This window comes from Pantoea sp. B550, from assembly GCF_024158165.1.
Lineage (GTDB): Bacteria > Pseudomonadota > Gammaproteobacteria > Enterobacterales > Enterobacteriaceae > Pantoea > Pantoea alfalfae.
Genome location: NZ_JAMYXI010000003.1, coordinates 844,460 through 857,204 on the forward strand (window position 1 = coordinate 844,460; position 12,745 = coordinate 857,204).

The 12,745-nt window shown below is 54.3% G+C and carries 13 protein-coding genes; 7 read left to right on the top strand and 6 right to left on the bottom strand.

Annotation, left to right across the window (positions count from 1 at the left end; all coding sequences use genetic code 11):
• The first annotated feature begins 34 nt into the window (after positions 1-34).
• Positions 35-1,045 carry a bile acid:sodium symporter family protein gene (locus tag NIM72_RS06935; RefSeq protein WP_161735099.1) on the top strand — a complete coding sequence of 337 codons (1,011 nt, stop codon included), beginning with the start codon at positions 35-37 and terminating at the stop codon, positions 1,043-1,045.
• Between the two features lie 27 nt (positions 1,046-1,072).
• Here NIM72_RS06935 and NIM72_RS06940 read toward each other — a convergent pair whose 3' ends face one another.
• The 3 genes from NIM72_RS06940 to zipA all read right to left on the bottom strand — a co-directional run bounded on the left by NIM72_RS06940 (position 1,073) and on the right by zipA (position 4,385).
• The gene (locus tag NIM72_RS06940; RefSeq protein ID WP_253419584.1) at positions 1,073-1,291 is read right to left on the bottom strand and encodes a DUF3820 family protein; all 219 of its coding nucleotides are present in this window, start codon (positions 1,289-1,291) and stop codon (positions 1,073-1,075) included.
• 1 nt (position 1,292) lies between these two features.
• Positions 1,293-3,311 carry an NAD-dependent DNA ligase LigA gene (ligA, locus tag NIM72_RS06945; RefSeq protein ID WP_161735102.1) on the bottom strand — a complete coding sequence of 673 codons (2,019 nt, stop codon included), beginning with the start codon at positions 3,309-3,311 and terminating at the stop codon, positions 1,293-1,295.
• A gap of 75 nt (positions 3,312-3,386) precedes the next feature.
• On the bottom strand, positions 3,387-4,385 hold the full coding sequence (gene zipA, locus NIM72_RS06950; protein WP_253419587.1) for a cell division protein ZipA: 999 nt from the start codon (positions 4,383-4,385) through the stop codon (positions 3,387-3,389).
• A gap of 218 nt (positions 4,386-4,603) precedes the next feature.
• Between zipA and cysZ the strand changes: the two genes are divergently transcribed.
• The 6 genes from cysZ to crr all read left to right on the top strand — a co-directional run bounded on the left by cysZ (position 4,604) and on the right by crr (position 9,558).
• Positions 4,604-5,371: a sulfate transporter CysZ gene (gene cysZ, locus NIM72_RS06955; protein ID WP_161735108.1), complete on the top strand. Its 768-nt coding sequence runs from the start codon at positions 4,604-4,606 to the stop codon at positions 5,369-5,371.
• A gap of 141 nt (positions 5,372-5,512) precedes the next feature.
• Complete coding sequence (gene cysK, locus NIM72_RS06960; protein WP_033733457.1) at positions 5,513-6,481, top strand: cysteine synthase A; 969 nt, start codon at positions 5,513-5,515, stop codon at positions 6,479-6,481.
• 20 nt (positions 6,482-6,501) lie between these two features.
• Positions 6,502-6,696, top strand: a complete 195-nt coding sequence (locus tag NIM72_RS06965; RefSeq protein ID WP_150012489.1) for a hypothetical protein — start codon at positions 6,502-6,504, stop codon at positions 6,694-6,696.
• 172 nt (positions 6,697-6,868) lie between these two features.
• Complete coding sequence (gene ptsH / locus NIM72_RS06970; protein ID WP_003848868.1) at positions 6,869-7,126, top strand: phosphocarrier protein Hpr; 258 nt, start codon at positions 6,869-6,871, stop codon at positions 7,124-7,126.
• Positions 7,127-7,287: 161 nt separating this feature from the next.
• Positions 7,288-9,015 (top strand): phosphoenolpyruvate-protein phosphotransferase PtsI, encoded by a 1,728-nt coding sequence (ptsI, locus tag NIM72_RS06975; RefSeq protein ID WP_161735111.1) that lies wholly within the window; start codon positions 7,288-7,290, stop codon positions 9,013-9,015.
• A 42-nt stretch (positions 9,016-9,057) separates the two neighbouring features.
• Positions 9,058-9,558 carry a PTS glucose transporter subunit IIA gene (gene crr / locus NIM72_RS06980; protein WP_069728735.1) on the top strand — a complete coding sequence of 167 codons (501 nt, stop codon included), beginning with the start codon at positions 9,058-9,060 and terminating at the stop codon, positions 9,556-9,558.
• A gap of 61 nt (positions 9,559-9,619) precedes the next feature.
• Here the strand turns inward: crr and NIM72_RS06985 are convergent, their stop codons facing one another.
• The 3 genes from NIM72_RS06985 to cysM all read right to left on the bottom strand — a co-directional run bounded on the left by NIM72_RS06985 (position 9,620) and on the right by cysM (position 12,691).
• Positions 9,620-10,960: an ATP-binding protein gene (locus tag NIM72_RS06985; protein WP_161735114.1), complete on the bottom strand. Its 1,341-nt coding sequence runs from the start codon at positions 10,958-10,960 to the stop codon at positions 9,620-9,622.
• Positions 10,957-11,637, bottom strand: a complete 681-nt coding sequence (locus NIM72_RS06990; RefSeq protein ID WP_161735117.1) for a response regulator transcription factor — start codon at positions 11,635-11,637, stop codon at positions 10,957-10,959. The genes NIM72_RS06985 and NIM72_RS06990 overlap by 4 nt, the downstream gene beginning before the upstream one ends.
• 169 nt (positions 11,638-11,806) lie before the next feature.
• Entirely contained in the window at positions 11,807-12,691 is an 885-nt protein-coding gene (cysM, locus tag NIM72_RS06995; RefSeq protein WP_161735120.1) for a cysteine synthase CysM, read from the bottom strand.
• Positions 12,692-12,745 lie beyond the last annotated feature (54 nt).

A 12,745-nucleotide genomic window follows, 5' to 3' on the forward strand; every position in this document is an offset into this window, starting at 1 on the left:
ATCGCGCTATTGAAAAATTTACCGGATTTTAACAATGGGCTTTTTAAAACTCGATCCGATGATGATTAAACTCATCATCACCGTGCTGCTGGCCTCCTTCCTGCCAGCGAAAGGAATCTACGTCGATATCTTCAGCTACCTTGCGACGGCAGCGATAGCGCTGTTGTTCTTTATGCACGGTGCCAAACTTTCGCGTGAAAAGATCATCGCAGGCAGCAGTCACTGGCAACTGCATCTGTGGATTATGTTCAGCACCTTCGTGCTGTTTCCGGCGCTGGGTCTGCTGCTGGTGTGGTGGCATCCGGTTGATGTCGGTCCGGAAATTTATACCGGCTTTATCTACCTTTGTATCCTGCCGGCTACCGTCCAGTCTGCCATCGCATTTACCTCAATGGCGGGCGGTAACGTCGCAGCAGCGGTATGTAGCGCCTCGGCGTCGAGCCTGCTGGGTGTGTTTATTTCGCCGTTGCTGGTGAACCTGGTGATGGATATTCACAGCAGCGCCCCGAGTGATGGTCTGGAGCAGATCGGCAAGATTATGTTGCAACTGATGGTGCCTTTCATTCTGGGTCACCTCTCCCGTCGCTGGATTGGTGGCTGGATTGAGAAACACCGCAGCCTGATTGGTAAAACTGACCAGACTTCGATTCTGCTGGTAGTCTATTCCGCCTTCAGTGAAGCCGTGGTGAACGGCATCTGGCATCGCGTTGGCCTGATTACGCTGCTGTGGATTGTGGCGGGGTCCATCATCCTGCTGACTGCCGTGCTGATTATCAACCTGCTGGCCTCGCGCCTGTTCCGCTTTAAACGCGCCGATGAGATTGTGGTGCTGTTTTGTGGTTCGAAGAAGAGTCTGGCGAATGGCGTGCCGATGGCGAACATTTTGTTCCCGGCCAGTACCGTGGGAATTATTGTGCTGCCGCTGATGATTTTCCATCAGGTACAGCTGATGGTCTGCTCGTTTATCGCCGGACGCTACAAGAGGACCAATGAGAAACAGCAGGTTCTGAAGGTTAAGGATTCGGTGATGGAGTCACAGAAGTAAAACCATTGCCCGCCTGCGCGGGCACGATTACTTACGGATCTGGAGCGGTTTAACTAATCCCTCCAGACCTTCTATTTTTATCGTCAGGGTCAGTTGCATCAAATCCCCCAGCAACCCGGACGGGAAGTCGCCACTGCGGGCAAACCACAGCAGGTAAGGCTCAGGCAGATCGATCAGCATCCGCCCTTTATATTTGCCAAACGGCATAGGCGTATTGGCTATCGCCACCAGCTGATGTTCATCCATCTCAGGCACCCAGCAGACGGATCATTTCCGCTTCATCAATCACTTCAATGCCCAGCTCCTGTGCTTTCGCCAGCTTTGAACCGGCCGCTTCACCGGCAATCAGCAGATCGGTTTTCTTCGATACGCTGCCGCTGACTTTTGCACCCAGCGCGATAAGCTGCGCTTTGGCATCATCGCGGTTCATCTGCGACAGCGAACCGGTCAGCACCACGGTTTTTCCGGCGAACGGACTGTCGATCTCTTCGGCTTTCACCACCACCACCTGCGGCCAGTGAATGCCAATCTCTTCGGTCAGCTGACGGATAACCTCACGGTTGCTCTCCTCTTCCATGAAGTTACGCACGTGTGCGGCAACGACTTTGCCGACATCCGGCACGGCAATCAGCGCCTCAAGGTCGGCATCCATCACTTTTTGCAGCTCACCAAAATGGTTAGCCAGATTGGCGGCGGTGGCTTCACCCACTTCGCGAATGCCCAGCGCATAGAGAAAACGAGCCAGCGTGGTCGACTTCGCTTTCTCCAGCGCATCGACAACGTTTTGCGCCGATTTCGGCCCCATGCGATCCAGTCCGGTCAGCTTGCCCGCCGTAAGACGGAACAGATCGGCGGGCGTATTGACGTACTCTTTCTCCACCAGCTGGTCGATAATCTTATCGCCCATACCGTCAACATCCAGCGCCCGACGCGAGACAAAATGCTTCAGTGCCTCTTTGCGTTGCGCACCGCAGATCAGACCGCCGGTGCAGCGCGTGACCGACTCCCCTTCGACCCGCTCCACCTCGGAACCACAGACCGGGCAATGGGCAGGAAAGACCACTTCACGCGTCTCTTCAGGGCGCTCAGCAATCACCACGTTGACCACCTGCGGGATTACATCACCGGCGCGGCGAATCACGACCCGATCTCCGATGCGTAATCCCAGCCGCTCAATTTCATCCGCATTATGCAGCGTGGCATTGCTGACGATAACGCCTGCGACTTGCACCGGCTCAAGGCGAGCCACCGGTGTGATCGCACCCGTGCGGCCAACCTGAAATTCGACGTCACGTACCCAGGTCAGCTGTTCCTGTGCCGGGAATTTAAAAGCAATCGCCCAGCGCGGCGCGCGCGCAACAAACCCCAACTGCTCCTGCAGAGCCTGTGAATCTACTTTGATTACGACACCATCAATATCAAAACCCAGGTTCGGACGCTGTTGCTCAATATCTCGATAGAAGGCCAGGGCCTCTTCGGCGTTATGCACCAGCTTAATGCGGTCGCTAACCGGCAGGCCCCAGGATTTGAACTGTTGCAGACGCCCCATGTGACTGTGCGGCATCTCCCCGCCTTCCAGCAGGCCAAAACCGTAGCAGAAGAAGGTCAGTGGACGTTTAGCGGTAATGCGCGGATCAAGCTGACGCAGAGAACCTGCTGCTGCGTTACGCGGGTTAGCAAAGACTTTGCCGTCAGTGCGTCGCGCTTCCTCATTCAGCTTTTCGAAGCCGCGCTGCGTCATAAATATTTCGCCGCGTACTTCCAGCCGGGCCGGAATGTTGTCGCCTTTTAGCCGTAGCGGGATAGCGCGAATGGTACGAACATTGGCGGTAATGTTCTCGCCGGTCGTGCCGTCACCGCGCGTCGCAGCCCGAACCAGCAGGCCATTTTCATACATCAGGCTGACTGCAGCGCCATCAAGCTTGAGTTCGCAGCAGTAAGTAATGTCGTCACTGCTTTTCAGCCGATCCTGCACCCGCTTGTTGAAGGCCATGAACGTGGCTTCATCAAAGGCGTTATCCAGCGACAGCATCGGCACCTCATGGCGGACCTGCTCGAATACCGTCAGCGGCGCAGCGCCCACACGTTGCGTTGGCGAGTCCGGGGTGATGAGATCGGGATGGTCCTCTTCCAGTTGACGCAGTTCGCGCATCAGACGATCGTATTCAGCATCCGGTACTTCCGGCGCATCCATGACGTGATAGAGATATTCGTGATGGCGCAACGTGGTGCGCAGTTCGGTGATGTGATCCTGGACGGATTTCATATAGCCCCATCAGATAAAAAACCCCCGACAGGCGGGGGTTTGTTTTAACAATTCAGATAGCGGTTAGCGCAGAGCTCAGACACCAACCACATCGCGAATACGCGCTTTGTAGGTTTCCAGCTTCTGCGGCGTCATCATACGACGCTCATCATCCAGCACGACACCGCCAACGTCGTCAGCGATACGCTGTGCCGACTGCAGCATCAGCTTGAAGTTCTGATTCGCATCACCATAAGAAGGCACCATCATAAAGATAGAGATGCCTGGCGTGCTGAAATCGGTCATCAGGTCAGGGTTGAACGAGCCCGGCTTAACCATGTTAGCCAGACTGAACAGAACCGGCCCGCTGCCTGCCGGACTCAGATGACGATGGAAAATGTTCATTTCACCAAACTGGAAGCCCGCCTGCAGGATACCCTGCAGTAATGCCTCACCGTTCAGCTCACCGCCCGAATGGGCTGCAACATGCAGTACCAGTACCGCTTCTTTCGGTTTTTCCGCTGGCGCTTTCGCTGCAGGCTGTGCAGGCGCGGGAGCCGGTGTCACTTCAGGCTGTGGCTCAGGTTCAGCCTGGTACTGCGGAGCGGGCTGGACAGATTCCAGCGGATCGAGATCCAGCAGCGGGTCAGCCTGGACTGGCGGCGCGACAAAAGTCGGCGCTGGCTGCTGACGAGCAGGTTCAGAGCGCGGCTGCGGAGCAGGCTGCGGTGCCGTGTTGAAAAGCGGATCGCTTTCTGGTTCAGGTTGCGGTGCGGGTCGTGACGCAGGCTGACGCACAGGCTCAGCAGGCGCTTGCTTACGCGGCGCTTCTGGCTGTGGCTCACGAATCTCATCGAATCGCGGTTCCTGATGTGTGCTGCGATCAGAACGAACGCGAACCTCGCCGACGCCGTCGTCTTCGTCGTCAATCAGGTCCTGCTCATCATGTTCTTCACGTTGTTTCAGACGTTTGTGCGGGCGATCGCGGAACACTGACGAACGCTCTTTACGGCTGGTCCACAGCCCGTGAAGAAGGAGCGCTATAATGGCGATCGCGCCAACAACGATTAATATCAGACGCAAATCCTGCATCATTGTATTCTCTGTTGTTCCAATACCTTGCCACCGCGGCAAACTTTATCCTCTAACTGTATTTGCCCTGCTACACAAGTGCAAGTCTGTGCACTATTTTCTGACAAATAAGATAGGCAACACACGCTTTTTCGCTGTTTTTTTACCCAAACGGCACCTGGACTGGAAAAAAAGCCAGGTTATAGTGGGCGCGCCTCAACACTTTCAGGAGAAATGGCTTTATGGCCCTTGAGAATTCGGTCTCAGATTTTAACGGCATGCACTACTTTAGCCAGGGCTGGAAACTGGTCCGTCTGCCTGGCATTCGCCGCTTTGTAGTGATGCCACTGCTGATTAACATGATCATGCTCGGTGGCGCATTCGTCTGGCTGTTTTATCGTCTCGGTGACTGGATCCCGCGCCTGATGGCCCATATTCCGGATTGGCTGCAGTGGCTGAGCTATCTGTTGTGGCCGCTGTCGGTGATTGCGATTGTGTTGGTGTTCAGCTACTTCTTCTCGACGCTGGCAAACCTGATTGCCGCCCCTTTCTGCGGTCTGCTGGCCGAGCAGCTCGAAGGACGCCTGACCGGTAAGCCTCTGCCCGACAGCGGCTGGGCAGGAATGCTTAAAGATGTGCCGCGCATCATGAAGCGCGAGATGCAAAAACTGGGCTATTACCTGCCCCGCGCGCTGGGACTGTTGCTGCTCTACTTTATTCCTGGCTTTGGTCAGACGGTTGCCCCGGTGCTGTGGTTCCTGTTCAGTGCCTGGATGTTATCCATCCAGTATTGCGACTATCCGTTTGACAACCACAAAGTGCCGTTTCAGCAAATGCGAAACGCCCTGCGTCGGCACAAAACAGCCAATATGCAGTTTGGCGCACTCACCAGCCTGTTCACGATGATTCCGATTCTGAACCTCGTGATTATGCCGGTTGCCGTTTGCGGTGCCACCGCCATGTGGGTCGATCGCTACCGACCGCAGCTGGCGCGCAGTGAGGTGCGTTAAACTTATCAGCGCGCCTTATGCTCTTTTTTGCAGGGCTTATTGCCGGGGGACATATAGATATACGATTTCTTTCCTTCCGCCCCCTGGCAGAACAGGTATGCTCATAGGGTTCCCAATAATTCATACAGTTAAGGGCAGGCTATGAGTAAGATCTATGAAGACAACTCTTTGACAATTGGTCATACGCCGCTGGTTCGACTGAACCGCATCGGTAACGGCCGCATTCTTGCGAAAGTTGAATCCCGTAACCCGAGCTTCAGCATCAAATGTCGTATCGGTGCCAATATGATTTGGGACGCAGAGAAACGCGGTATTCTGAAACCCGGCATTGAGCTGGTTGAACCGACCAGCGGTAACACCGGTATCGCCCTGGCCTACGTTGCCGCTGCGCGCGGTTATAAACTCACGCTGACCATGCCCGAAACCATGTCGGTGGAACGTCGTAAACTGCTGAAAGCGCTGGGCGCGAAGCTGGTTCTGACCGAAGGTGCTAAAGGCATGAAAGGTGCCATCGGCAAAGCGGAAGAGATTGTCGCCAGCGACCCGGACAAATATGTGCTGCTGCAGCAGTTCAGCAACCCGGCTAACCCGGAAATCCATGAAAAGACCACCGGCCCGGAAATCTGGGAAGATACCGATGGCGAAGTGGATGTCTTTATTGCGGGTGTCGGCACAGGCGGAACGCTGACCGGCGTGAGTCGCTACATCAAAAACACCAAAGGCAAAAAAGATCTGATTACTGTCGCGGTTGAGCCGACCGATTCGCCAGTGATTGCGCAGGCGCTGGCGGGTGAAGAGATCAAACCCGGCCCGCATAAAATTCAGGGTATTGGTGCCGGCTTTATTCCGGGCAATCTGGAACTGAACCTGGTTGACCGCGTGGTGGCCATTACCAATGAAGAAGCGATCAGCACGGCGCGCAGGCTGATGGAAGAAGAAGGTATCCTGGCCGGTATCTCATCCGGTGCTGCTGTCGCCGCCGCGCTGAAGCTGCAGGAAGACGAAACCTTCGCCAACAAAAACATCGTGGTGATTCTGCCCTCCTCTGGCGAACGCTATCTGAGTACCGCGCTGTTCGCTGATCTCTTCACTGAAAAAGAGCTGCAGTAGCCGGAGCCGATAGTCTGAAAATGTCGAAAAAAGCACCCATCCGGGTGCTTTTTTGTGGTGCAGATCTCACTTTCATCACCCGGCAGATTGATTTCAGTGATGCCGATCTGGTATTCAGACTGCCAATTATTTCGATGCCTGAAATTAATCCGCGCTTGAAGTGGATCAAGCTGAATCGATTTACGGATTCAGTGAAACGGCGAATCACGGCATAATTAACCGGTGACGTGTAGAATCGGTTTTGAGACGCAACGGATTGTAGATTTGACGCATGCGCGTCTTTGGTCAGCATGAAGCTATACCCGCGCACCTACACAGGCTAAAGTGAAGGCTCCAGGCTAGACTTTAGATCCATAACACTCATCCTGATAACGTTGGGGAAATAGAATGTTCCAGCAAGAAGTTACCATTACTGCACCAAACGGTCTGCATACTCGCCCAGCTGCGCAATTCGTTAAAGAAGCCAAAGCTTTCCAGTCAGAAATCACCGTGACCTCTAACGGCAAATCAGCGAGCGCGAAAAGCCTGTTCAAACTGCAGACGCTGGGTTTAACCCAGGGAACGGTTGTGACTCTTTCCGCGGAAGGTGAAGACGAACAGAAAGCAGTTGAGCATCTGGTCAAACTGATGGCTGAACTGGAGTAATCTCCGCTCAGCTCGCCAGCCAATCGACTCCTCTGCGCCATTGAGTGCAAACATCTTGATCGCGGACAACCTGTCCGCGTTATTGCTTTCGTAGAGTACGTGTCCCGCGACAATGGCACCGCAAAGAGTCCCATCAGCCATCGTGATTAAAAGGTAGCGTTATGATTTCAGGCATTTTAGCATCACCAGGTATCGCTTTCGGCAAAGCACTGCTGCTGAAAGAAGACGAGATCGTCATCAACCGCAAGAAAATTTCTGATGATCAGGTTGAGCAGGAAGTTCAGCGCTTCCTCGATGGCCGCAGCAAAGCGGCATTACAACTGGAAGCGATTCGCGTCAAAGCGGGTGAAACCCTCGGTGAAGAGAAAGCAGCCATCTTCGAAGGCCACATCATGTTGCTGGAAGATGAAGAGCTGGAGCAGGAAATCATCGACCTGATCAAAAAAGATCACGCGACTGCTGATGCTGCTGCTTACTCGGTCATTGATGGCCAGGCGAAAGCACTGGAAGAATTAGATGACGAATATCTGAAAGAACGTGCGGCTGACGTGCGTGACATCGGTAAGCGTCTGCTGCAAAACATCCTCGGTCTGCACATCGTCGACCTGAGCGCTATTCCGGACGAATCTATTCTGGTGGCCAAAGATTTAACGCCGTCAGAAACCGCACAGCTGAACCTGAAAAAGGTGCTGGGCTTTATCACTGATCTGGGCGGCCGTACCTCACATACCTCAATCATGGCGCGCTCGCTGGAAATCCCGGCCATTGTCGGCACCGGCAATGTAACCGTCACGGTTAAAAACGGCGATTTCCTGATCCTGGATGGCGTTAACAATGCGATTCACGTCAATCCTTCCGAAGCGATTCAGGAAGAACTGAAAGCCGTACAGAATCAGTATCTGTCCGAAAAACATGAATTAGCCAAGCTGAAAGATCTGCCAGCCGTGACGCTGGATGGCCATCAGGTTGAAGTCTGTGCCAACATCGGTACTGTGCGCGATATCGCCGGTGCGGAGCGTAACGGCGCGGAAGGCGTAGGTCTCTACCGCACCGAATTCCTGTTCATGGATCGCGACTCTCTCCCAAGTGAAGAAGAGCAGTTCCAGGCGTATAAAGCCGTTGCTGAAGCGATGGGCTCACAGGCGGTTATCGTGCGCACCATGGATATCGGCGGTGACAAAGATCTGCCTTACATGAACCTGCCAAAAGAAGAGAACCCGTTCCTCGGCTGGCGTGCTATCCGTATCGCGATGGACCGCAAAGAGATTCTGCATGCACAGCTGCGTGCCATCCTGCGCGCCTCCTCCTTCGGTAAACTGCGCATCATGTTCCCGATGATCATTTCGGTTGAAGAAGTACGCAGCCTGAAAGCGGAACTGGAACTGCTGAAAGCGCAGTTGCGTGATGAAGGTAAAGCCTTTGATGAAAGCATTGAAGTCGGCATCATGGTAGAGACCCCGGCTTCAGCCGTCATTGCCCATCATCTGGCGAAAGAAGTCGACTTCTTCAGTATTGGGACAAACGATCTGACGCAGTATACTCTGGCGGTCGATCGTGGTAATGATTTGATCTCGCACCTGTACAACCCAATGACGCCGTCTGTGCTTAACTTAATCAAGCAAGTCATTGATGCATCTCACGCTGAAGGTAAATGGACCGGCATGTGTGGTGAGCTGGCAGGTGATGAACGTGCTACACTACTGTTACTGGGAATGGGGCTGGACGAGTTCAGCATGAGTGCCATTTCTATCCCTGGCATCAAAAAAATCATTCGTAATACTAATTTTGAAGATGCGAAGGCATTGGCAGAGCAGGCACTGGCTCAACCGACAGCGGAAGACTTAATGAACCTGGTTAACAAGTTCATTAAGGAAAAAACGCTCTGCTAACCTGCATGATGCTGGCCCCAAATTACTGCTTAGGAGAAGATCATGGGTTTGTTTTCTAAACTTTTTGGCGAAAAAACGGATAGCGCTGGGACAATCGACATCGTAGCGCCTCTGTCGGGCGAAATCGTGAACATTGAAGACGTACCAGATGTGGTGTTTGCAGAAAAAATCGTGGGCGACGGTATTGCGATCAAACCCAGCGGCAACAAAATGGTTGCGCCTGTTGATGGCACTATCGGCAAGATTTTTGAAACCAATCACGCTTTTTCGATCGAATCAGACAACGGCATTGAGCTGTTCGTCCATTTTGGTATCGATACGGTTGAACTGAAAGGTGAAGGCTTCAAACGCATCGCTGAAGAAGGCCAGAAGGTCAAAAAAGGCGACGTGGTTATTGAGTTCGATCTGCCGTTGCTGGAAGAGAAAGCAAAATCAACCCTGACACCGGTTGTCATCTCCAACATGGATGAAATCAAGGAATTGATTAAGCTGTCTGGTCAGGTCACCGTCGGCGAAACGCCGGTGATTCGCATCAAAAAGTAAGCATTCGTATATAACATAACGGCACCTGCGGGTGCCGTTATCGTTTCTGCGGTACAGGTTTTCAGGGCTGCCAGTGCGGCAGACGCAGCGTCAGTTCAAGTCCGCCCTCTGGCCGGTTCCGCGCCTCAACTTCACCATGATGCGCCAGCACCACTTTACGCACAATAGCCAGTCCCAGACCATAACCTTTACCCATCAGCGGCGAATTTACCCGCACAAACGGGTCAAAAATGCTGGAGAGTTTCTCCTCATCGACACCTGGCCCCTGATCGCGTACCTGAATCGCCAGCCACTGCTGTTCAGCGCGTAAGTCGACCTCAATCCGCTGCCCTGGCAAAGAGAAGCGCAGCGCGTTGCGTAAGACGTTCTCGATCCCGCGCCGTATCAGCTCCGCATTGCCCCGCACGGTGTAGTCGCCCCGCTCGTCAACCTTTAACTCCACCTGTACACCAGGGATCTGTGCTTCATAGCGGACATCGGTGATGACCGCCTCCAGCAAACCGGTCAGGTCAAAATATTGCTCATCCGGGATGCTTTCATGTTCAGCTCGCGACAGCGTCAGCAGTTCACCGATCATTTTGTCCAGCCGCCGCGCCTCTTCATCAATGCGATCAAGCGAACTGTTTACGCTTTCTGGCGTCTGTCTGGCGAGTCCGGTCGCCAGTTGCAGCCGCGCCAGTGGTGAACGAAGCTCATGTGAGATATCGTGCAGCAGCTCTTCACGGGCGCGCACCAGGGTATCAAGCCGCTCAACCATGGCATCAAACGCTTCAGCGACATTTGAAATCTCGTCGTGCCGCTTTCGCATAATCGGGAACAGACGCACGCTTAAATCACCCTCGGCGACGCGGGAAAATCCCTCCCTCAACTGACGCATGGGCCGCGTCAGATTCCAGGCCAGCAGCAGACTGAACAGCAACCCCACCGACCCGGCGAAGACAAACATCGGCTCGGGGATATTCAGAAATTTCCGCGGCATCATGTTCTGTTTGCTGTTCATGCGCATGCCATCCAGGTCGTAGCGCAGCTGATATTCTTTTCCATCCGCGCCGTGTACCCGGCGCACCACCTCTTCAGGAAGACGGCCTCTGAAATCCAGGTTGCCGCTGTCCTGTGATTGTAGCGGTTTAGTCTGCTGCGTGACGTGAAAGAACTGACGGTCAGTTTCATCCCAGTCCGACAGCATCGCATTCAGCTCATCAGGCCCGCCCCGCTCCAGTACCGATGCAGCAGAGGTCATCTGCAGATCCACAATGCGACGGATAGCCATAATTTCAGGCGGTTCATGCCGTTTACCGGAGAGCGAAAAACCGAGCCAGATAAGCTGGCTCATGATGATAAAAACGAGCCAGAAGCCGATAAAGATCTTCCAGAACATGCGTCCGCGGTAACTCTGTTTCATCGAATACGGTAACCGATGCTGCGAACAGTTTCGATATTGATGCTGTCAGCGGTCAGTGCGCTGAGTTTCTGACGGATGTTGCTGATGTGCACATCAACGCTGCGGTCATAGGCTTCACGCGGACGGCCCAGCCCCTTTTCAGAGAGCTCATCTTTTGACACAACCCTGTCCGGCGCGCGCAGCAGCAAATCCAGCAGATTAAATTCTGATGCTGTCAGATCAAATGTTTTACCCTGCCATTCACTCATGCGGGTGGCAGGATTAAGCGTCAGGCCTCCCCAGCGCAGCGGCTCTTTGGCATCCGGCTGCGGTACCTGCTCCTCGAAACGGCGCAATACCGCGCGCAGGCGGGCGACCAGTTCACGGGGATAACAGGGTTTAGGCATATAGTCATCCGCCCCCATCTCAAGGCCGATCACGCGATCAATATTATCGCCTTTGGCAGTCAGCATGATCACCGGTATCCGGCTGTTCTGGCGCACCTGACGCAACACATCGATGCCACTCATGTCGGGCAGCATAATATCCAGAATCATGGCAGTGAAATCGCCAGAGAGCGCGCCCTGAATTCCGGCGCTGCCGGTCAGCACCAGCTGGGCATCGAACCCTTCAGCGATCAGGTACTGGCTTAGCATCGTGCCCAATTCGACATCATCATCAACAAGCAAAATTTTCATGGTTATCTCTCACTGGAATTGGCGCTATTTTGTCCTGTGCCGGGCATTCGCGCAGCCTGATTTACGCGATCCTTACAGATTCAGTCTATCCGGCACGGGAAATCCTGGCTAAAAAAAAGCCTGTGGGCAGCAAACGCGCGCACAGGCTTGATTTCCGCATCAGCAGAGGTTACTGATGATAGAGTCCGGTCGAGAGATAACGATCGCCGCGATCGCAGGCGATCGCTACCACGACGCTGCCCGGGTTCGCCTGCGCAATACGCAGTGCACCCGCCACCGCACCGCCTGAGCTGACACCGCAGAAAATGCCTTCACGGCGCGCCAGCGCCCGCATGGTCTCTTCCGCTTCTTTCTGCGTCATATCCATCACATCATCCACTAAGTCGGGCCGGTAGATCCCCGGAAGATAGGCCAGCGGCCAGCGACGAATGCCCGGAATACTGCTGCCTTCACTCGGCTGTAAACCGATCACCTGCACGCCCGTGTTGTGCTCTTTCAGGTAACGTCCCACGCCGGTGATCGTGCCGGTGGTACCCATGCTGGAGATAAAATGGGTCATGCGCTGGTTCGACTGCTGCCACAACTCCGGCCCGGTAGTCTGATAGTGACCCAGCGGGTTATCGGGATTATTAAACTGATCCAGCACCCGGCCTTCACCACGCGCCGCCATCGCCAGTGCCAGATCGCGTGCACCCTCCATGCCCTGCTGTCGCGGCACCAGAATCAGCTCTGCGCCATAAGCACGCATCGCATCCTGTCGCTCCTGACTCATGTTGTCCGGCATCAGCAGGCGAAGTCGGTAGCCTTTCATCGCCGCGATCATCGCCAGCGCAATGCCGGTATTCCCACTGGTTGCTTCAATCAGCTGATCGCCGGGTGAAAGTTCACCGCGCAGCTCCGCCTGATTAATCATCGACCAGGCCGCGCGATCTTTTACCGAGCCCGCCGGATTATTGCCTTCCAGCTTGAGCCAGACCTCACTGCCGTTAGCTGGCGTCAGGCGCTGCAGCTTAATCAGCGGGGTATTGCCGATGGTGTGTTCAAGAGTCGTCACGGTGCGGTTCCTGGCATCTTACAAACGAGAGGCGAAAAAAAGGCGGGAGTCACA